Here is a 21772-nt window from a genome sequence, read left to right on the forward strand (position 1 = left end):
GTGAGCACCTATGAAAAAACATCTGAACGTAGTTTTATCTGTAGCAGTACTTGCAGGATCGATGATGATGGTCAGCGGCTGCGGAAGCGCCCCTACGAATGCTGCTTCATCTGATTCTCAAAATGTAAAAGTCATTACGCTGGGAAGCACATCGGCGGCCGGCGCAAGCGGGAAGCTAGCGGCTGACCAAACGGTTCAAGTTGTATCCAAGATCAGCGGCAAAATCGCCTCTGTTAACGTAGAGGAAGGTGCCAAGGTCAAGAAAGGTGACGTGCTGGTGCAGCTTGAGACAGATGATTACTCCAAGCAGCTGGAGCAGGCGCAAGCAGGCTTAACGGCATCCCAAGCGAAGCTGGCGGATACGGAAGCGGGAGCACGTACGCAGGATTTGCAAGCTGCACAAGCTGCCGTAGAGCAGGCCAAATCGGCAACAGTAACAGCTTCTGCCGGTGTGAATCAGGCGCAAGCGGCGCTGGATCTGGTGACCAAAAGCTACAATCACGCCAGGAATTTTTATGATCAAGGCGATGTGACCGAGGATGAGCTCGACAAAGTAACACTGGATTATGAGAAGGCGAAGGCCGCTTATGATACAGCCGTATCCCAGCAGCAAGGAGCTAATGCTCAACTGGCTGCAGCGCAAGCGAAGCTTAGTTTGCTGAAAGCAGGAGCTACATCCAATACGCTGGAAGCATTAAAAGCGGATGTTGAACGTACGCAAGCAGCCGTGGACCTAGCTCAAAACACGGTGAATAATGCTGCTGTTGTTTCTCCTATTGACGGTATTATCGTGAAGAAGAATGTTAATGCCGGCGAAATGGCTCAGGCGGGAGCTCCTCTATTGACGGTAGTAAGTATGGATCAAGTTAAGGTAGAGGTCAGCGTTCCAGAGGACATGGTGAACAGCATTCAGCAAGGCGCTAAGGCTGTTGTGAATGTTCCAAGTATTCCTGACAAAACGTTCGAAGGCACGATTTCCTTTGTGAGCCCTGTATCCGACACGAACAACAATACATTCCCGGTCAAATTGACGGTTAGCAATGCAGACGGCCTTCTACATGCAGGTGCAGTAGCGAATGTCGCGTTTGGCGGAAACGGCCAGTCTCGACTGGAAATTCCTAAATCGGCGGTTATACAAAAAGACGGTAAATCCATCGTCTATAAATTGAGCGGAGAAACGGTTCATCCTGTTGAACTGCAAACCGAAGAGAAGAATCAAGATTGGTTGTATGTAAAAGGTGAAGGCAATCTTCAGGCAAATGACAAAATCGTCATCAATCCAAGCGATAAGCTTGCAGACGGCACGAAAGTTCATGCCGAGTAAAAGGGGGAATTAAGCATGGCAGCGGAAGCAGCTTCCCTCCTGTTGAAGGTCAAGAAGAGAAGATTACCGGCTATCAATGGCTCGCCCTCATAGTCCTAATTATGGGCACGTTTCTTGCCATCCTCGACAACAGCTTGATGAACGTTGCGCTTCCCAAGCTGATGGCGGTATTCGGTTCCTCGCAAACCGATATCGAATGGGTTGTTACCGGTTATATGTTGGCGTCGGCGGTCGTTGTTCCCATGGGCGGATTCTTATCCGACCGCTTCGGGTATAAAACGACATTTCTAACGACCATCGTTGCTTTTATTATTGGATCCATCTTGTGCGGTATTGCTTGGAGCGATACGAGTCTTATCATTTTTCGTATTGTGCAGGGTGTCGGCGGCGGTTTCATCATGCCGGTCGGTATGGCGATGCTGTATCAAATTATGCCGAGAAGCAAAATTCAGGTAGCCATGGGGATCTGGGGAATTTCCGCTATGGCGGCTCCTGCGATGGGCCCGACCCTCAGCGGTTACTTGGTGGATAATTTTAGCTGGCGTTATCTGTTCTATATCAATGTACCCATTGGAATTTTGGCGGTTGCTTTAGGATTTATTATTTTGAAAGAAACGCCTAGACGGACAGGACTCAAGTTCGACTTTGCGGGAAGTATCCTTTCCATGATCGTATTCGGCACGCTCCTGCTTGCTTTGACAGACGGTCAAACGGACGGATGGACTTCATTTTATATTGTTAGTTTGTTCTTTATTTCGTTTTTCAGTTTCATTCTTCTTCTGTGGGTGGAGCTTGGTAAAGAAAACCCGATCATGGATTTCAGGCTGTTCAAAAATAGTGTGTTTTCCATTAGTACAGCTGCTTCGAGCTTTGTCATGATTTGCATGCAGGGCGGTATCTATTTAATGCCTATCTTCATGCAGAGTGTTGGTGGATTGACGCCGATGCAGACAGGACTTGTCATGATGCCGCAGTCTATTGCGATGGCCTTCATGATGCCGATAACAGGGAAGCTTGTCTCTAAATATGGGGTTGTCCCTTTAGGTGTTGTAGGGCTTGCGATTATCGGGCTCACAACGCTGGAGCTGCACGTATTGACCCAACAGACGCCAACGCATTGGATCAGCGGTTTGCTCGTGATTCGCGGTATTGGAATCGGTCTTTGCATGATGCCATTGTCATCGGCAGGTATGAATACCTTGCCTAACCATATGATCGGTAGAGCCTCATCCGTATCCAACGTGGTACGTAACGTTATGGCTTCACTGGGTATCGCTACGCTGACAAGTATTATGAGTAACAAATCTTCGCAATACGGAGCCCGTTTTAACGAGCTCATATCCAGTAACTCCCCGGCATACGCCGATTTTCAGACGAATGTTGTGCATCGTTATATGGAGTTGGGAACAGATTCCGGCTCTGCGGCAAGCGGCGTCATTGGAGTGCTGTACGGTCTAATGTCAAAAGAAGCTCTTACTCGAGCGATTACAGATACACTTGTTATATCGGCCATACCTGCTTTTATCTCTATTATTCTTGTTCTGTTCTTACGTCAGAAGAAGTCCCAAGCTGCGCAGAAGGATAGCTCCGATGCCCAGCATCATGTGATGGTTGAAATGTAACTAAGCTGAATGAAGGAAGGATATATAATCATGAAAATTAAGCTCAAACAAGTTGCAATGACTGCTCTCCTGTCTTCCTCGCTGCTCATGTCCGCAGTACCTGCCGCTTGGGCTGATGAGGTAAGCTCGGCGCCTGTTGCAGTCGCCTCGGCTGTGTACGATTTGAATGATAGCCTCCACGTTACGGTAGAGGGTGTCTACAATGAAAAAACATCCTCCGGTGTTCGTCTGGGAGCTGTTATTCGCGTAAGCAACACAAGCGGACAAACGCTCCGTATTCCGGACCACGAGCTTCGTCTGAAGACAAGTGACGGAATCGTGTATACGCTCCGTGCAAGCGAAAGCAACGCTCACGGCGTGCAGCCCGACTCGGAAGTCGAGCTGACTTATATGAAGGTTGTGAAACGTACGACAGAGGTCTCGGTCACGGATCTGTCACTGGTTGACGTGAACTACGATGTTTATCCGAAGCAAGAAACGCCACTGTTTACCGTGCCTGTAGGCTCATATGTATGGAGCGGAAGCCGCTCTGAGTTTGCAGACCCTGCAGCTGTCAAGGCATGGGGAGAGGCATTTACGGTGCCTACACTGGAGTCTCCGCTGACTTATCAGCCTGTAGACATCAGCAGAAGCAATACCAACCAAGGAGCGGCTTATACCGTGAAATTGCTGGTAGAGAACCCGTCCGAGCAGAAGGAAACCGTCCCTGCGTTGGAGATCGATGGTAAGAGCAGCACCAACGTATATGTTGGTAAAATGGTTGAAACAGATAGCGTTTCATTAGAGCCAGGTGAAAAGAAGTACGTTCACTTTGTGATTAACGCAGAGATGGATACGGTGCTGGAAAGTCTGAACGTATTGACGCCAGAGACGTATGAGCAAGGTGAAGACGACGCTCAAACATTCAGCATCGGCAAACTGAATATCCAGCTTTCTGGTGCTAAGACCCAAGCCGAGGTCAGCTATCAATACGGCACGCCGATTGCCTTTGAAAAATGGAACGATGTCATCAATCAAGACCTTGCTATCGCGATGACAGAGCTTCATGTGACAGATAACGCGGACCAGGGAAGTAAGCTGGCGTTTGCCAAGTTTAAGATCACAAACAATGGAGTAAGCCCAATTCCGGTTCCCGGCTTCCAAGCGCAGCTGTCGAGTCCAACAGGCTACGATTACAACGGAGAAAGACAAAAAGACGCTCAGCAAAGCGTAGCTCCAGGAACCTCCGCTGTAGTGAGCTATGCCTTCGTGCTTCCGGTTTCCGAGGATAGCGATACGTTTACCATGAACATTCAAAATGTGATTCAAGGCGCTTCTGCGCAAGCAGGTTCTACGGCTTTGAAATCAACCATAGCTTCTTATAAGGTCGCTGTTCAGGGTGATGATGATCGTCACAGCATCTCACTGTTCCCTTATACAATGGACATCAAGGATTATTTCTTGTCGCAGATTACAGCTCCAGGTCAAACGGTTTCCGTAAATTATATTTATAAATTACAGTTGAATCTTGATTTGACCCGCGATCTGAAAACCATCGTGGACAACAATTTCTCGAAACTGAAATTTGAGCTTGTGGACAGCTCGGGAAGCATCCTGGGGTCCAAATCTTTCGGCTTTACAGGAACGGACCGCTTGGTGAACGGCAGACAGACATTGACTTTCAGCAACTTAACAATGGATCAAATCCAATCTGGAGTATCCGTCAATGTCTACGAAACAATCAGCACAGCTACAGGCGATGCTGAACGCTTGATTACTACATTGAAATAAAAGCTCTACCTATACCGTTCGTTCGCAGCTAGGTACACAGATCAGAGGAGCACGCCCTCTTGGCGTCCCTTTTACTTGGAAACATTCATTCAGGACTATGCCTTTACCGGCAGGTCCTTTTTCTTTGCGGGGAGGCGGGTTATACTTGACATACCATCTTTGGATGGGGAGAAAGAGGGGATTCCATGCTTAAGCTTAGCGTTCTTGATCAATCGCCGGTGCCAGCCGGCTCTTCACATACAGAAGCTTTGCATAACACCGTCAGACTCGCACAGGCGGCCGACCGGCTGGGGTACACGCGATTCTGGGTGTCGGAGCACCATAACTCGCAGGGGCTGGCAGGCTCCTCGCCGGAGGTGCTGATCTCGACGCTCGCCGCCAAGACGCAGCGCATCCGGCTGGGCTCCGGAGGTGTGCTGCTGCCGCACTACAGCGCCTACAAGGTCGCTGAGAACTTTCGTGTGCTCGATGCGCTGTACCCAGGCCGCATCGACCTCGGCGTCGGGCGTGCGCCTGGCGGCACGCCGCACACGGCTAGCGCGCTCCAGGGCGGGAGCGCGAATGTGTTCAAGGGACTTGACCGGTTCCCGGGGCAAGTCGAGGATTTGATCCGGTTCCTCACCGATTCGGTGGAACCGGGACATCCGCTGGAGGGCATCCGAGCGACCCCTTTGGTCGGGACGGTGCCCCAGCTATGGCTGCTCGGCTCCAGCGGGCAGAGCGGTGTGTACGCAGCGCAGAACGGCGCAGCGTTCTGCTTCGCGCACTTTATCAATGGGGCGGGAGGCCAGCAGGTCGTGCGCAGCTACAAGAGCGCGTTCCGCCCGTCCCAGCTGAACGTCGTGCCGCAGGCAATGGTCGGCGTCTATGTGATCTGTGCGCCGACGTGGGAAGAAGCGGATCGGCAGGCGCGCACGCTCGATTTGCAGCTCCTGATGATTGAGAAGGGGAGGTTCACAGGTGTTCCGTCTCCTGGGGATGTGGAGGCGTACTCCTACACCGAATGGGACCTCTCGCGAGTCCAAGATAATCGGAAGCGGATGATTGTGGGCGCTCCTGATCAGGTGAAGGAGCAAATGGCGCTACTTGCAGCGGATTACGGGGTGGGTGAGTTGATGGTTGTGGCGGCGGGGCATGATTTCGGCTCCCGCATGCGTTCTTATGAGTTGCTAGCTTCTGCCTTTCAGCTCACGTAAGAGTGAGAGCATCTGTTTAAAAGATTAAATGGTAAAATGCCCTCTCCATCCAGAGAGGGCAACAGACTGTTGATAAAGCGGAAGTGAAGAGCTCAGTAGTTTTCGGAGAAGCGTAGCGGTTGCCTTTGACAGTTTGGTTATCACCGTAGAAGCTTGTATTTCAATCGAATAACAAAATGTCAAACACAATCGGAGAAAAGCTACTGAAGCTCGTAATGGACCCTGCTTGGTCAACAAACTCTGCCCTCTCCATCCAGAGAGGGCAGGCTCTTTGCTGTAAACGATACATGAGGATCGTCTGGCCACTGGGCCGTACCATAGCTGCTGGCATAAAGCTGCGTCTGGTGATTACATTTGCTGTGCAGCCCCTAGCCCTTGTCCCGTTTGCTTCGCTTGCCGATTTCTTCCGTTACGACGAAAGCTAGCTCCTCGTTGCCGAACAGGGACAGTACTCCGAGCAGCGTATCGTCGGCGATCTCGCCGGCTTCCTCCTTAGGTACGGTTAAGTCGAGAGCTTGCTGCAGCGGAAGATTATCCTGCTGCTCAGGATGGGCGCGGCGGTACAGCGCGGCTGGGTCAAGGTCATGGTTGATGCACCATTGGGCGAAGACGAGGATCATCATTTGTTCGTCACGTTGGTAGTTGCGTATAATTTGTTCTTCCAGCTCTTTTTGGCTCATGGTAGGTGGGCATCTCCTTCAAGTTACGCATAGGTCAAACGCTCTTCGTAAGCGATTATATCGAAAGAACAGGGGAAATCTCAATGATTAAGAACGAAAAAATTAAAGCATCCGAGGTGCAGCTTACTGGGGTGAATGGCGAGGACTTGGGTATGATGTCCCGGGATGAGGCACTAGCCTTAGCGAAGCAGCTAAAAGTGGATCTGGTCTGCACCTCGCTGATGAGCAGTCCGCCGCCCTGCAAGCTCGTTGGAGCCAGTAAGGCTAAGCAGGAGGCGCTGCAGGACAAGCAAAAAGCAAGGAAGCAGGAACAAGGCGCCAAAGTCAAGGAGCTCCGTTTGACTCCTCATATCGAGGACCATGACCTGGAGACCAAACGTCAGCAGGCTGAGCGCATTTTGCGTGCGGGGGATGCCATTCAGTTTGTTGTTCGCATTCAAGGCAAAGAAGGCGCTCAGGCAAAGGCGCTCTTGGAATCGCTATTACGCGATTTGAAGCACGCAGGCAGCCCGAGAACAGGCATACAGCTTAGCGGTAAGCAAGCGGCTGTGCTTGTGGATCCGCAATAATTCGTGGCGGTGACATACATTCACGTACCTAACGTGCTAAAGCTCAAGAGGCAGAGTAAGCCTCGTGGTCTTGGGCACGTTTTTTTGCATATTGGACAAATAAACAAATTATTAACCTATAAATAACTGATATATGTTGAATCGATATATGGATTGTGGTAATTTATGTATAGAACAAGAAATGATCGCACAAACAGGGAGGATTCAGCATGAACAGTCAGGATGTAATTCTTGGTGTCTTGATGAAGCGCAAGCTATCCGGGTATGACATTAAGCAGTTATTTGAGACGATTTTCTCATACTTCTACAATGCCAGCTTTGGCACGATCTACCCCACGCTAGCCAAGATGGAAAAGGAAGGTCTGATCAGCAAGGAAAGCATTATCCAAGAAGGGAAGCCGAATAAGAATGTGTTTACCATTACGGAGGAAGGCAAGAGAAGATTTGCTGCTTATATCGCAAGTCCGATTACACCGAATGAATTGAAATCGGACTTTATGATGCGAATGTTCTTCGGAGAGTATACAGAAGCTGATCAGATTAAGGAGTGGCTTGAGCTCGGCATCCAGGAGCAAGAAGCGGAGCTGCACAAGCTGAGAGAGGATTATAAGCGCTATAAACCGGGGATGTCCGTTACTCAGGAAATCTGCATTCGAATCGGTCTTGCGCAGGTGGAGGCTACATTGCTCAGTCTGCAGGAGGGATACAAACGGGTTCTTGCAAAGGAAGCCGATAACCAATAAACAATAAGGAGGTTTCACATTTATGAATAACAAACGGGCAGGGTTTATTGTCCTGGCTATGGCGCTTGGTCTGCTGATGTCTTCATTAGATAATACGATCACATCGGCGGCAATTAGCCACATTATTAGCGATATTAACGGGTTTGACAGAATAAGCTGGGTCTTTACGGCTTATATGCTGGCAGCGACGAGCACCATGCTCGTATTCGGTAAGCTGTCGGATATGTTCGGGAGGAAGCTGTTCTATTTGATTGGTATTACCGTCTTTCTTCTTGGGTCCGCTCTCTGCGGGATGGCTCAGGATATGACTCAATTAATCGTGTTCCGTGCGATTCAAGGGGTAGGTTCGGGCGCGCTGCTGCCGATCAGCTTCACCATTATTTATACGATCTTCTCCGATCCCAAACAGGCAGCCAAGCTGTCTGGTGTGTTTGCAGCAATCTTCGGCCTATCTTCTGTTGCCGGACCGCAGATCGGAACGTTTTTGGCGGAGCATTGGGGTTGGCGATGGTGCTTTTACGTAAATTTGCCGCTCGGTATTCTGTCGTTTATAACTTTATTGCTGACGCTGCAAGAATCTCGTTCGGAGCATCGCCCGAAGATCGACTATTTGGGGACACTGCTGCTCATCGTCTCTACGGTTTCCTTCATGCTGGCGCTGGAGTGGGGAGGCAAGAAGTTTGCTTGGGGCTCCTGGCCGATCATAGCCATGATGGGAGCGGCTGTGGTGGTAGGCTATTTGTTCGTGCAGGTGGAACGCAAAGCCCAAGAGCCGGTGCTGCCGCTTCCTTTGTTCAAAAATCGTATGGTAGTCGCGATTGTGTTAGCTTGTCTTTGCCAAGGTGCTATCATGTTCTCCGCAATTGCCTACTTGCCGATCTTTTCTACTGCTGTGCTTGGGCAGGCTAATTCGAATGGACTCCTGACGCCAATGATGTTTTCCTTAATGGTAGGCGCGGTTTTGTTCGGATTTTTCCAGAGATTTTTTAGCTTCCGAGCTGTTATTGCCTTTAGTATGGCAGCAGGAATTGTTGTCAGTTATTTGCTAAGCATAGTCAGTCACGATGCTTCCAAGTGGTACATGATTGTGCTGATGGTGATCCTGGGGGTTGGAGCCGTGGGGCCGCTGATGAGCGTAGCCCAAAATGCGGTGGCGATGAGTGTAGAACGCAAATATATCGGAGTCAGCTCCTCGATTGTCGGATTCTGGCGCAATATTGGAGGTGTGCTGGGAGCCTCTATCATGGCTACGATAGTGAATAATGATTATCAAAGCTTGATTCAAGCGGGTGCTGAGTCGCACCATATCCCCGTGGAGAAAATAGCCGAGATAGCCAATCCGGAGCAGCTGATTCGGGCAAATCATGCGATTCCTGCAGAAATGCTGAATTTCATCCGCGATTCTCTCGGTACCGCTATCAATCATGGCTTTATCCTGCCGATGGTGTTCGGAGCAGTAGGTCTCCTCGCAGCTTTTATTGCCGGACCATTACGATATGTAGATCCTGCTGCACAAGCACAATCGGCCAAACAAACGGTTGTATCGGACCTTGCCTAATTCAGGATCTTATTGACGGATTTTGGAGGATTATGATATAAAATAACTAGGAAATAAGACCTAACGTTTTTGTGAAAACATATACAATTCTTAAAGAGATAAAGGCAAACTTGATGAAAGTCAAGGACGCAAAGCTATAGGGGCTACACGGGCTCATTCCCGTATGCCAGCCAGTTCCCGCTTTAGGCCAATTAAAGGAACCTTAAAGCAAGGTTTCTTTTTTTGTCTAGGATGGAATAACAAGATAATGAGGTGCAGCAGCATGACCGCTTACTTAGTGTCCATACTACTCTATGTAATTCCGATATTCTTGTTATTTTACATGACACTTGAGGTCTACAGGCGGGACCCCGGTAATGAACTAAACCGTGTAGCCGCGCTATTTTTCTTTACCACCCTGCTATTTTTTATCTCAAACTTTTTATTCAGCATGGTCCCGATATCGTACGCCGTACATCTGGTGCTGAAGGTATATTATTTGTCTTCATATGTATTAATGTGTCTGGCGCTTCACTTTTGTAAGGGGATATCAGGCCGCTATCTAACGATGTCCAAGAGCCTGTATACCGCTCTTTGCTATGCTCCTATGGTCCCGGCGGTGCTGCTGTTTATTCCGGTTGATTGGATTTCCGTTACCTTTACCGAAAGCGGCCTATGGCGCTATCAGCACCCTAGCCTCGTGTTAAACATCATGACTTTAGGCAGCGGTTTCTACACGATTGTTGTATGTACGGTATTCGTTGCTAGCGGTTTTAGACATGTGAAGAAGTTCGATTTGAATGTAAAAAGAAAACAAATGCGAACTCTGCTTCTAGGCGTGCTATATGCCAGTGCATGGGCAATTCCGTTCACCCTGAACAAAAGGCCATCCTTTTTGCCGGATTCGGTCAATGTTCCGGAGTTTGGAAGCTATGCCATATTGATTTTCACTTACTTTTTAAGAAAAGCCATGGTCAAATATGATTTGTTGCCTTCCATCGAGCGGAAATATAAAGCGCTATATGAGTTGTCGCCGTTGTCGATGATCACGATTGATGCGGACGGATTCATCAAAGATATCAACCCGCAGGGTGCAAACCTGCTGCAGATGGCTCCTAATGAGCTTCTGTCTCAGCAGATTGAAGAATTTATGTTTCCGTATTCCTTGGAACAGGCGCGCTCTTATGACCATCCACTGGAAAAAGGAGCTGTCATTCGTGGGGACTTCATGATACTGACCCGCTCAGGCGTAAAAAAATATGTAAAAGCGGAGAGCCAGTTTATTGAATCACAGGATGAAGTTTTGCAGTATGTGGTGTTACTGGATGTGACCTCAGCCAAAGAGGCGGAGGAGCAGGTCATGTATATCTCTTATCATGATAAATTGACGGGGCTTGTGAACCGAGAATACTTTCATCGCCAGCTCGTGCGCCATCTGACAGGATGTAAGCGCACTCCTTTTGCTGTCATGCTGCTCGATCTGGACGAATTTAAGCAAATCAATGATACTCAAGGGCATGTTGTTGGTGATTTTATATTAAAGAAGGTGGCGGAACAGCTGCTTGCTCTGACACCGAGGGATGTCACGGTAGCCCGACTGGGCGGAGATGAATTCGCTTTGATTGTGCCCGGACTTGTAGATCGGGAGCAAATTGCGGAGCTGGCCCGGCAAATTTTGATGGGCTTCAAAATTCCGTTTAGCTATGAAGAGCAATCGTTTTACATGACCTCCAGCATGGGAATCTGCTGTTTTCCCGAGCATGGCGAAAGTCCGGATGAGCTGCTTCAATTTGCGGATATTGCGATGTATCAGGCCAAGAAGTTGGGACGAAATCAGTTTGCTTTGTACGAAGCTTCTCTGCATCATGAGGAGCAGGATCGTCATCTGATGAATCTGGGAGTTCGCAAAGGGCTCGAGGAAGGGGAATTCGTCCTTCATTATCAACCGCAAATCGACGTTCGATCCGGTACTGTGATCGGAGTAGAAGCTTTGATCCGATGGAACCGGCCCGACGTAGGCTTCGTACCGCCGAATGAATTTATTCCGCTTGCAGAAGAATCCGGTATTATCGTGGAGATTGGATATTGGGTGCTGGATACAGCATGTCAACAGCTTCAGCACTGGCTTCAGTCCGGCATGGCGCCGATTTCGATGTCGATCAACCTGTCGGCCAAACAGTTCCTGGATGTCCACTTCTCTGGCAGGCTAGCGGAAACCTTGGAGAGAACAGGAATTGAGCCTCATCTGCTATGCTTGGAAATCACAGAGAATACGGCGATGTATGACAGCGAGCATGTCATGAACATTTGTCAGGAGATTATGAATCTGGGAGTGAAGCTTTCGATTGACGATTTTGGCACCGGATATTCCTCGTTAGCACTTCTTAAGCGATTGTCGGTGCATTCGATCAAGATTGATAGATCCTTTGTCAAAGATATGCTAGGTTCTGAGAATGATAAGGCAATCATTCATGCCATTATCGCGATGTCCCATTCACTCGGCAAAAGAGTGGTGGCTGAAGGCGTAGAGGAGCAGGAGCAGTGGGAAATGCTGCAAGGACTTGGTTGCGACGAAATCCAAGGCTATTATATCAGCCGTCCTCTTCCAGCGAAGGATTTGATCCATTTTCTATCTGGATCCAAGCGGATGGGAGCATAATACTAGAGCAGGAAGCTGTCGAAATGGACGGCTTCTTTGGTTTTTTCGGACAACCAAATTGTGGTAACATAGGGGTACCCTGAATCCTTAAAAGATTTATTCATTTTCACGGATTCAGGGGTGATACATGTATGTAGGCTTATACCGGTAGATGAGGGAGACCTATGAACAGACACGAAGCGGATAAAAAGGCGCTTGAACAATCAGCCATTGATATTTTTGTAGAGCTTTACAATTTCAATCACAAGATACCTACCCGTCTGCTCCGGCAGCAGGAGAAGCCCGATGCAATTCTCGAGGATGCGAACCAGAACCGGAAAGGGCTTGAGGTTACGCATTTGTTCTACGACACGGAGGAGGCTCGTCTTCTGATGTCGCGTTCGGAGCTAGCGCTGCCCAAAGCAGAGGTACTGAATCAGTTTATTGATGTGATCAATGAACGGGTCGTGAGCAAGGAGAAGAAGTATGTCGATTATTCGCATGACTATCCTTGTGCGTTACTAATCCGCAACTTATCCCTGGTGTACGGCATGTCCGATGTGCTGCGAAGAAAGGAGAGGCTTCAGCTGCCAAGGGGGCACTTTACCGAGGTTTGGCTGCTGTCCCGAGATTTTACGCCGGATTGGCTTCTTATTAATTTATATGAAATTGGATCTTAAGGCTTCAGGCTTTTGAAGGCTGTATGATAGATGCGAAACGCATCGAGGGATCCTGCGTAACAACACGTAATTGGAAAAAGAATGGGGCTGAGTAGATGAAAAGAATGATAGTCTTACTATTTGTATGCTGGTTGTTGTGCATACAAATCGCTGAAGCGGCTCCAAGCATTGACAAACAGGGATTGGTGCAGGATTTGGCAGGCATGTTTACCCAGGATGAAATCGCAGCCATTGAGAAAGCCGACCAGGGAAACCCGCACACCTTCTATGTGCTTACGATTGACAGCTTGGAAGGTGCTGACTCCGCTGCTTACGCAACCGATGTGTATAACAGCTGGAAGCTGCGGCAAAGTGACATTCTGCTGCTTATATCCAAGCAGGAGCACCGTGTTGAGATGAATTTCAACAATGCTTCGCTGCAAAAGCAGTTGGATGCTAATTCGGGTGCTGGGGGATCCGGCTCGACAGCGATAAGTCACTTTATAGATCAAACGTTCATTCCCTTGGCGAAGGAAGGAAAATTTGCTGACGGTGTGCTCACGTTAATGCAGCAATTGGAGCAGTTGTCGTCCCAGGTGCCTGCAAGTGCAAGCACTGCCCCAACGGCTTCCGCTTCCGTTCAGACCGTTCAGCCTGCGCCGCAGACCCCAGCTCATGAAACGGTTCCTGTCGCTCCATCTATGCAGCCTGTTCCGGATACCCGTATTACTCCCACTGTGCCTCCTGCGGTAGACCGCATCGATATGGGGCAGGATGTGGGCTCGCAGGGTCAACCCGGTCTTTCCGGAGGAGGCATGTATGTGCTGTTGGTCATACTAGCAGGTATGGCTTTGGCTGTGCTGTTTATGGTCGGTTGGTTGAAAAAGAATCGGCTCAAGAAGCTGTATAACCAATATTCGGCACTTATGCTCAACATTCATCATAGCCATGATCAGCTTCAAAAATATGCAGGTTTGGTACAAGGTGCTACGGAGCAAAGGGTTCAATCGCTCGACAAAGAGATCACGGAATGGATCGTTCGTTTGAATGAAACGATGACGGAAATGACAGGCACGAACATATTCTTGCTGCGCTTTGATCGGCTCAATCGAGCTTACGACCATTACGCGGCTGGTCTGGGAAGGATGGAGGAAGCGGCACGATCCATCAAAGAAGGCGTTCAGCGTATCGAGGAAGCCGATGAGCAGAGCAAGAAAGCTATGGGTGATCTGAACGACGGGATGCCTAGGCTGGTCATGCAGCTAGAAGGAGCTCTTAAGGAGACTGCGTTTCCATTGAGCGCACTTATCGAAGATATAGAGAAGCTCAAAGAGCTGGTCGGGGAAGCCGACCGTCTTCAGTTGTTCGATCCGCTTGAATCGGAGCGAATTGCGTTTCAAGCGAAGGAGGCCTTCGAGGAGGCTTCGGACGGGGTGAGCTCGATTCCCCGCTACCTGGCCGCTTACTCCGATTTTCCGGGTTTAGCTGCTGTGCGCCGCGAAAGAATCAGGCACATTGCGCTCACGCGTCAGATTGAGAAGGCGATTCTGAGGTTGAATCCCTATGCGCTGCTGGAACGTGCAAGCGAACAGATGGAAGCTATGTACGCCGAGCTTCAGAAGGGGGCTATGCGTCAAGTCGTCAGACTTGCTCAGGAAGCCGATAATCTCTTGGAGCAAGCGGTTGCGATTGCTGAGCGGCAAGCTGAGTTAAAGCGGCAAAATCAAGAAGATGCAGATCGTATGCAGGAAAGGCTGCATGCATTCACAGCGGAGATTCAGCATATCGACAAAGAATTGGAGCGTATTCGTGAATCATTCCGGGAGCATCACTTGACAGAGTTGGCAGTAGAATGGGAACGGGCACGAGGACATATAGATGAAGCGCGCGAGGGACTTCCGCGCATCCTTCATTTGACACATGACGAGGTTCAGGAATTTGAGCAGGCTAGGCGCGGACTGGATGATTTGACAACCAAGCTGAATGAAGCGGACCGTATTGCTCAAGCAATGAGAGAATCGTTCCGTGTGCTTGATGAACGTCTTGAGAGGGCAAGAGGTCAGTTCAGCCGTGGGCAGGGTACGTACCAACAGGCTTTGTCATCGATCCGCAGGGAATCGTTAATCATGTATGCCGATTGGGAACAGACGAAGCTCGCGATTGAGGAAGCAGAAGGGAGCTTGAGCAGGCTGCTCTCCCGAAGTCCCTATCATTTGGATGAAATGGAGAGCCTGTTAGAAGCGCATGAAAGCCGGGTTAATACATTTAGCAGCTCTGTCAAAAGGAAGATTGAGGAGAAGCATGCTGCAGAGCAGCGCATGCGCGAGGCCGCTTCCCGATTTCATTCGATGCATGCTCGAGCAGGCTCGCGAATTCACCGAGGACATTACACAGGTAGTTATGATCAAATTTCGCAGGAAGCGGAATCCTTGATGGCAAGAGGTCTGTATGCGGAAGCTGTCACACAGCTTGCCATTGTGGGCGAGATCGTAGATCAAATGGAACGTGATTATCAGAGAGTGCTGGATGCCGAGCGGGAAGAAGAGCGAAGAAGACAAGAGGAGCAGCAGCGAATGCAGCAAAGCCAATCCTCGGGCGGCTCCTCATGGGATAGCGGCAGCACAAGCTCATCAGGCAGTGATTCATCGGGCAACTCGTCAGGCGGATCGAATTGGTAGCAATTGAACTTATGATGAATCTTATCTCCCCGGATGGTAAACAGTATCTGTATAACCATTCTGTAGGGGGATTTCTTATTATGGTGCTTGGGTTGTCGCTAGTCATTATTGTGCTGTTCGTTCTTCTAGGAGCCTTCGCGCCCAATCAGCTGGCGGATACGGCTTCGCTAATCTTTGCTTTTTCCATCCGTAATTTTGGCTGGTTCTTCTTGCTGTCCACATTTGGGTTTCTAGTCTTTTCCTTTTTTCTTGCCTTCAGTAAGTATGGGCGAATTAAGCTTGGGGAAGATGATGACGAACCTGAGTACTCGACCCTTTCCTGGTTTGCGATGCTATTCAGTGCAGGAATGGGGATAGGGCTTGTCTTTTGGGGAGTGGCTGAACCCTTGTCTCATTATTTGGTGCCGCCTGAGGGAGTGCCCGGTTCTAGTATAGATTCTGCGCGGATCGCAATGCGGTATTCGTTCTTTCATTGGGGCCTGCACCCATGGGCTGTGTATTCGACCGTATCCTTGGCTCTGGCCTACTTCCAATTTCGCAAGGGGAAGAAGGGCTTGATCAGCGCGGTCTTCTCGCCGATACTCGGAGACCTTACGGAAGGGGTTATCGGTAAAATTATCGATACACTGGCAATCATCGCAACGGCATTTGGCGTGGCGACCTCACTTAGGTTAGGAGCCATGCAGATTAATGGCGGGCTCAATCATTTGCTGGGGATATCGGTTGGTCCTACGGTTCAGGTCATTATCATTGCCGTAGTGACCGTGTTGTTTTTGCTGTCTGCAACCACAGGCTTGGATAAAGGCATACGAATCCTAAGCAACACGAATCTGATGGTTGCCGTGCTGCTTATGCTCTTTGTGCTGGTCGTAGGCCCGACCTCGTTTATTCTGGACACTTTGACAGTGACAGTCGGAAGTTATTTGCAGAATCTCGTATACATGAGCTTACGGCTGACGCCTTTTACCCAAAATACATGGGTCGGAACCTGGACCTTATTTTACTGGGCATGGTGGATCGCATGGGCTCCGTTTGTAGGGACCTTCATTGCCCGCGTATCCAAAGGAAGAACGATTAAGGAATTCGTGCTCGGTGTATTACTGGTGCCGAGTCTTTTCGGATTTGTCTGGTTTTCGGTATTCGGCGGAACGGGGCTTCATCTGGAGCTGTTTGAGCATGTTCCGGTGGCAGCGGCCGCGAAGCAGGATGTAACCTCTGCCTTGTTCCTGACCTTGGATCAGTTACCGCTCGGTGTATGGGTTGCAGCCATCGCTACGCTGCTGATTACGATCTTTTTTGTGACCTCGGCAGACTCGGCGACCTTTGTGCTTGGTATGCTGTCTACACAAGGAAATCCGAATCCATCCAACAAAGTAAAAATCATTTGGGGGATTTTGCAGTCCGCAATTGCTGTGGTCTTGCTGCTCAGCGGCGGATTGAGCGGTTTGCAGACAGCGTCGATCGTGACGGCCGTTCCTTTTGCCCTGATTATCATCGGGATGTGTGTGTCACTGCTTGTATCCTTGCGTGAGGACGCGAGAGCGCTCAAAGCGAAGGACGTCAAAAGGATGAAAAAGCTCGACGCTTTGCTGAGGGAATATCCCGAAACCTAAGTAATCAGCCCTGTGAATCCTCTTTAGGCACGAGCTTGAAAATATCGCCTGATTCGAAGGTTTCGATCAGCCGGTCCAGCCAAGAGTAGTATCGGATGGCTTCGTCAACTTTCTCCAAATCCGTGTTCAGAACGGACTGCAGGGAAGAGTCATCGGCATACTGCTTTAGCAGATTCGTGAGCTCTGTCCGTGATTTACGCAGACTGCTCAAATTAATTTCCAGCGCCTTGCGCCACTTCAGAGAGAAGTAGTCGGCGAAGGTCTGGAACCAGTCCATCTCCACCTCGTACAGATCCTTCCTGGAACCTTTTTCCCAAACTTTATGGACCATCTTCAAATCAACCAGCGTACGCACAGCCGTGCTCATGCTGGTTTTACTCATTTCCATCGCTTCTCCCATTTCATCCAGTGTCATGGGCTTGTTCTGAAAGAAAAGAAGACCGTACAAATGGCCTGTTGATTGCGTGATACCATATAAATCCATGTTCTTACCGATGGATTCAATGATGCGCTTGCGCGCCTTTTGTATGACAAGCTCCTGCTCGGAGCCCAGACCTTCTGCGTGTTCCATAGTTAGAATCACCTACCCTTATAGTTACAACGCTATTGTAAGAAACAATGTTCATAAAGTAAAGGAAGTCATAAGAAAGCATGAAGGAGAATAAAAGAGATATCACAGACATTACGTACAGTTTTTTCTGTACAAACGGTTTAAACGGAAAATTGTGTTGACATTTCGTGTTTCCTTTCTTTACACTAGATAGCGTAGCAAGGTTAATGCAGACAGAAAGGAGTGAGCGTATGGCGATTATTGATGTGCAGCAGGTGACCAAGATTTTTGGCCCTGACCCGGAGTCTGTATTTCCTCTCTTGTCTGAGCAGAAATCGAAGGAGCAGATCTTTCGGGAGACCAAACATACAGTAGGCGTTAACGAGGTCAGCTTTTCCGTAGAGCCTGGCGAAATATTTGTCATTATGGGGTTATCCGGCAGCGGTAAATCGACGTTAGTCCGATTGCTGAACAGACTGATCGAACCAACCCGCGGACGCATCTTGATTCATGAGCAAGACATTGTCAGCATGAACGCAGAAGAGCTTCGCAAGGTTCGCAGAGAGAATATCAGCATGGTGTTTCAGAAATTTGCTTTATTTCCGCATAGATCTGTAATCGAGAATGTTGAATATGGCTTGGAGATCCAGGGCAGAGACAAGAAAGAAAGACGTTCTAAGGCCATGGAGGCTCTGGAGCTAGTTGGACTTAAGGATTGGGCGGACAGCAGTCCGGCTCGCCTAAGCGGTGGCATGCAGCAGCGGGTAGGTCTGGCTAGAGCGCTTGCGAACGATCCTGATATCCTGCTGATGGACGAGGCGTTCAGTGCGCTAGATCCGCTTATCCGTAAGGATATGCAGGATGAACTGCTGGAACTGCAGGAAAAGATGAGAAAAACGATCATTTTCATCACGCATGATTTGGATGAGGCGCTGCGGATCGGAGATCGGATCGCACTGATGAAGGACGGCAGTGTGGTACAGATTGGAACACCGGAAGAGATTCTGATGAATCCGGCTAACGAATACGTGGAGAGATTTGTGGAGGATGTCAACCTGTCCAAGGTGCTGACCGCTACGTCAGTGATGAGACGACCTGAAACCGTCGGTCTTGACCGCGGACCACGTGTAGCCCTTCAGCTCATGAGGGAGAACGGTATTTCCAATCTGTTCGTCGTGGACAGAGGGAAGAAGCTGCTGGGTGTCATCACGGCGGAGGATGCTTCAGAAGCAATGAAATCGGGGAAAACACTCGAGGATATTGTGATTCGGGACGTTCCGACGGTCGCGCCGGAGAGACTTCTGCATGAACTGTTTGAAATTTGCGGCACGTCCAAATATCCGGTAGGTGTGGTGGATGAGAATGGGCGCATTCTCGGCGTAATTGTACGCGGAGCTGTGCTCGGGGCGCTTGCCGGACAGCCTGTGCATAAAGAGGAGGTGAGTGAACATGATACCGAAGCTGCCACTGGATGAATGGGTTGAAAGCTTTGTTGATGGACTTGAAAGTCATTTCACCGTGTTGTTTTCCATTATATCCGCTTGTATTGAAGGTATCGTGGGAGGGTTCTCGTTTCTCTTTCACTTACTGCCCGCACTCGTACTCATTATCTTATTTACGGCGTTAGCCTATTACTTGGGAAAGTGGTCCTTCGCGATCTTTACGTTCGTAGGATTGCTGCTCATCGACAACCTGGGGTACTGGGATAATACGATGGATACATTGGCGCTTGTGATGACCTCTGCGCTGGTGTCGATCCTAATCGGTATTCCGATTGGTGTTTGGTGCGCACAAAGCGACAAGGCGCGGAATATCATTACGCCTTTACTGGATTTCATGCAGACCATGCCTGCATTCGTCTACCTGATCCCGGCGGTAACGTTCTTCGGACTCGGCGTCGTACCGGGGGTCATCGCTTCCGTAATCTTTGCCGTTCCGCCAACGATTCGCCTCACGAACTTGGGAATCCGCCAGGTTCCGGAGGATTTGGTCGAAGCAGCGAATGCATTCGGCTCGACGCAATCGCAGAAGCTCTTCAAGCTGCAGCTTCCACTTGCACTGCCATCGATGATGGCCGGCATTAACCAAACCATTATGCTTGCTTTGTCCATGGTGGTCATTGCCTCAATGATCGGCGCGCAGGGCATCGGCGCGGACGTGTACAGGTCGGTTACGCAGATTAAAACAGGTCAGGGCTTTGAAGCGGGGCTAAGTATCGTTGTACTTGCCATTCTGCTCGATCGAACGACACAACATATTATGAAGAAGAAAAGGAGCGCATAAATTTTATGTGGAAATATAAAACAAAGTCTGTAGTCCTAGCAAGTTTGACGGGGTTATTCCTGTTAGCGGGATGTTCCCAATCCTCTCCGGAGGCTGCAAGCTCACCGGCTGCTTCAGCAGCACCAACCGCTGCGGCGGAGCCTGTCGGTAAGCAAGTGAACTACCAAATTATCGGTATCGATCCTGGTGCGGGTCTGATGAAGCAGACCACTCAGGCTCTGAAAGATTACGAGCTTACGGATTGGAAGCTGGTCGAAGGCTCGAGTGCGGCGATGGCCGCAGCGCTGGATAAAGCGTATAAAAACAAGAAGCCGATTATCGTGACAGGATGGACACCTCACTGGATGTTTGCGAAATACGAGCTGAAGTATCTGCAAGACCCTAAAGGGGTATACGGCAAGGATGAGCAAATACATACGATCGTTCGAAATGGTCTGAAAGAGGATTCGCCTTCCGCCTACGAGATGCTGAACCGCTTTGAATGGACACCGGATGAAATGGCTGTTGTTATGTCGGCGGTTACGGATGGTAAGAAGCCGGAAGAAGCAGCAGCAGCATGGGTGAAGGACAATGCAGCCAAGGTTGACGCATGGGTGAAGGATCTGAAGGAAGAGAAAGGCAAGAAGCTGAAGCTGGCTTATGTGGCATGGGATTCTGAGATTGCCAGCACGAATGTGGTCAAGGCAGTTCTAGAAGAAAGACTGGGCTACAAAGTAGAGATGCTTCAGGTAGAAGCAGGTCCAATGTGGGCGGGAATTGCTGATGGCAGTGCCGATGCTATTGTGGCGGCTTGGCTGCCTACGACACACAAGGACTATTTTGACAAGTACAAAGGGAAGTTCGAGGACTTGGGTCCTAACCTGAACGGTACGAAGCTCGGTCTCGTTGTTCCTACATATATGAACATTGATTCGATCGAGGATTTGAAAACGAAATAAGGAAGAAAATGAAACTCCAACACGGTTAAGGGCTTCGCCCCACCCGTGTCGGAGTTTTTTTGCATTAGGAGGGACTTTGACGTCCCTAGGCTGATCTGATCGTTACAATACATAACTCCGACATGGTCGAATTTGTTCTCCAATAGGGACTCTGTAAAAGACCTGTGCGGTAGATGAGCTTCTTTAGTTTAGAAGCTGTGACGATCTGTTGGATTCACTTGAACGGACTTCCTCAAAGAGATTGCCGCTTGCTTGAGCGGATGGCTGAGGTATCGCAGCGTTTGGGTTTAAAGTTTGAATCCATGCTTCAAACTGGCCTACGGTCAATGGTTTTGCTTCACGTTTGAGCTGGTATCCGAGCTCTCCGTTAATTTCCATGGTAGCTATTTGTACATCGGAGAGCCGTTCGATCCCCTTTTGCCGCAAGCGCATTTCCAGCTGGTCTTTGGTAAGCCGCAGCTTTTTGAGCTTCTTTTCATCCACTTGTCCGTTTTGAACGACAACCATGGATGTACCGGAGATGATCTTTTCCAGAAAAGCAAACTTCATTTCCATGTATTCGACCACAACAAGGAACAGGAGGAATGAAGCAACTCCGGCAGCCGAACGCCAAACTGTTTTCTCGACCAGGCCTTGAGCCAGCATGCTGCCGATAGAAATCATAATAATGGTTGTCGCAACAGTCATCTGAGAGATGGATTTTCGCCCTGAGATGCGAAGAAACATGATGCCGCAAAGAACAAGAAAAGCTGCTCTGATAACGATTGTCCAATGTAAATCTTCCATGTGGAAACCAACCTTTCTTTATAACATTCAAGTATTCATCTGTAATAGGATGGTGCTAAATGGAATTTTTATTCTCCCCGAACAGGTGTACCGTTACTTGAGACGGCGCATAATGCATAATGGACAGGAATACATATGAGGAAGCCGGGTTGTCCTTAAGTTGAAATGAATGTGCTGCTGAGGAGG

At 49.3% G+C, this 21772-nt stretch carries 17 protein-coding genes and 1 riboswitch; of the genes, 14 read left to right on the plus strand and 3 right to left on the minus strand.

Annotated elements, in window-relative coordinates; genetic code table 11:
• The first annotated feature begins 10 nt into the window (after positions 1 to 10).
• The 4 genes from L0M14_RS02525 (at position 11) to L0M14_RS02540 (ending at position 5912) form a co-directional block, all read left to right on the plus strand.
• Positions 11 to 1324, plus strand: coding sequence for an efflux RND transporter periplasmic adaptor subunit (locus L0M14_RS02525; protein WP_235120520.1), 1314 nt, complete (start codon positions 11 to 13; stop codon positions 1322 to 1324).
• 101 nt (positions 1325 to 1425) lie between these two features.
• The gene (locus tag L0M14_RS02530) at positions 1426 to 2946 is read left to right on the plus strand and encodes a DHA2 family efflux MFS transporter permease subunit (RefSeq protein ID WP_235120521.1); all 1521 of its coding nucleotides are present in this window, start codon (positions 1426 to 1428) and stop codon (positions 2944 to 2946) included.
• A gap of 30 nt (positions 2947 to 2976) precedes the next feature.
• Positions 2977 to 4716: a hypothetical protein gene (locus L0M14_RS02535; protein ID WP_235120522.1), complete on the plus strand. Its 1740-nt coding sequence runs from the start codon at positions 2977 to 2979 to the stop codon at positions 4714 to 4716.
• A gap of 185 nt (positions 4717 to 4901) precedes the next feature.
• Complete coding sequence (locus L0M14_RS02540) at positions 4902 to 5912, plus strand: LLM class flavin-dependent oxidoreductase (RefSeq protein ID WP_235120523.1); 1011 nt, start codon at positions 4902 to 4904, stop codon at positions 5910 to 5912.
• A gap of 368 nt (positions 5913 to 6280) precedes the next feature.
• Here the strand turns inward: L0M14_RS02540 and L0M14_RS02545 are convergent, their stop codons facing one another.
• Positions 6281 to 6592 carry a hypothetical protein gene (locus L0M14_RS02545; RefSeq protein ID WP_235120524.1) on the minus strand — a complete coding sequence of 104 codons (312 nt, stop codon included), beginning with the start codon at positions 6590 to 6592 and terminating at the stop codon, positions 6281 to 6283.
• A gap of 83 nt (positions 6593 to 6675) precedes the next feature.
• Between L0M14_RS02545 and infC the strand changes: the two genes are divergently transcribed.
• The 7 genes from infC to L0M14_RS02580 all read left to right on the plus strand — a co-directional run bounded on the left by infC (position 6676) and on the right by L0M14_RS02580 (position 17029).
• The gene (gene infC, locus L0M14_RS02550; RefSeq protein WP_235120525.1) at positions 6676 to 7161 is read left to right on the plus strand and encodes a translation initiation factor IF-3; all 486 of its coding nucleotides are present in this window, start codon (positions 6676 to 6678) and stop codon (positions 7159 to 7161) included.
• A gap of 209 nt (positions 7162 to 7370) precedes the next feature.
• Complete coding sequence (locus tag L0M14_RS02555) at positions 7371 to 7904, plus strand: PadR family transcriptional regulator (RefSeq protein ID WP_235120526.1); 534 nt, start codon at positions 7371 to 7373, stop codon at positions 7902 to 7904.
• Positions 7905 to 7926: 22 nt separating this feature from the next.
• Positions 7927 to 9462, plus strand: a complete 1536-nt coding sequence (locus L0M14_RS02560) for an MFS transporter (protein ID WP_235120527.1) — start codon at positions 7927 to 7929, stop codon at positions 9460 to 9462.
• 93 nt (positions 9463 to 9555) lie between these two features.
• A riboswitch (cyclic di-GMP riboswitch) is annotated at positions 9556 to 9644 on the plus strand.
• 80 nt (positions 9645 to 9724) lie between these two features.
• Positions 9725 to 12100, plus strand: a complete 2376-nt coding sequence (locus L0M14_RS02565) for a putative bifunctional diguanylate cyclase/phosphodiesterase (protein WP_235120528.1) — start codon at positions 9725 to 9727, stop codon at positions 12098 to 12100.
• 164 nt (positions 12101 to 12264) lie between these two features.
• On the plus strand, positions 12265 to 12759 hold the full coding sequence (locus L0M14_RS02570; protein ID WP_235120529.1) for a hypothetical protein: 495 nt from the start codon (positions 12265 to 12267) through the stop codon (positions 12757 to 12759).
• A gap of 95 nt (positions 12760 to 12854) precedes the next feature.
• The gene (locus L0M14_RS02575; protein WP_235120530.1) at positions 12855 to 15416 is read left to right on the plus strand and encodes a TPM domain-containing protein; all 2562 of its coding nucleotides are present in this window, start codon (positions 12855 to 12857) and stop codon (positions 15414 to 15416) included.
• Positions 15417 to 15496: 80 nt separating this feature from the next.
• Positions 15497 to 17029 carry a glycine betaine uptake BCCT transporter gene (locus L0M14_RS02580; RefSeq protein WP_235122787.1) on the plus strand — a complete coding sequence of 511 codons (1533 nt, stop codon included), beginning with the start codon at positions 15497 to 15499 and terminating at the stop codon, positions 17027 to 17029.
• A gap of 4 nt (positions 17030 to 17033) precedes the next feature.
• On the opposite strand, the gene L0M14_RS02585 is transcribed toward L0M14_RS02580, so the two are convergent.
• Entirely contained in the window at positions 17034 to 17600 is a 567-nt protein-coding gene (locus L0M14_RS02585; protein ID WP_235120531.1) for a GbsR/MarR family transcriptional regulator, read from the minus strand.
• 230 nt (positions 17601 to 17830) lie between these two features.
• Here L0M14_RS02585 and L0M14_RS02590 point away from each other — a divergent pair, with 230 nt between their 5' ends.
• The 3 genes from L0M14_RS02590 to L0M14_RS02600 are packed head-to-tail and all read left to right on the plus strand — an operon-like array spanning position 17831 to position 20800.
• Positions 17831 to 19054 (plus strand): quaternary amine ABC transporter ATP-binding protein, encoded by a 1224-nt coding sequence (locus tag L0M14_RS02590; protein WP_235120532.1) that lies wholly within the window; start codon positions 17831 to 17833, stop codon positions 19052 to 19054.
• On the plus strand, positions 19029 to 19862 hold the full coding sequence (locus tag L0M14_RS02595; RefSeq protein ID WP_311198820.1) for an ABC transporter permease: 834 nt from the start codon (positions 19029 to 19031) through the stop codon (positions 19860 to 19862). Before L0M14_RS02590 ends, L0M14_RS02595 begins: the two co-directional genes overlap by 26 nt.
• 5 nt (positions 19863 to 19867) lie before the next feature.
• On the plus strand, positions 19868 to 20800 hold the full coding sequence (locus L0M14_RS02600) for a glycine betaine ABC transporter substrate-binding protein (protein WP_235120534.1): 933 nt from the start codon (positions 19868 to 19870) through the stop codon (positions 20798 to 20800).
• 183 nt (positions 20801 to 20983) lie between these two features.
• Here the strand turns inward: L0M14_RS02600 and L0M14_RS02605 are convergent, their stop codons facing one another.
• A complete protein-coding gene (locus L0M14_RS02605; protein ID WP_235120535.1) occupies positions 20984 to 21586 on the minus strand; it encodes a DUF421 domain-containing protein in 603 nt (200 codons plus the stop codon).
• Positions 21587 to 21772 lie beyond the last annotated feature (186 nt).

This window comes from Paenibacillus hexagrammi, assembly GCF_021513275.1.
In the GTDB taxonomy this organism is placed as follows: domain Bacteria; phylum Bacillota; class Bacilli; order Paenibacillales; family NBRC-103111; genus Paenibacillus_E; species Paenibacillus_E hexagrammi.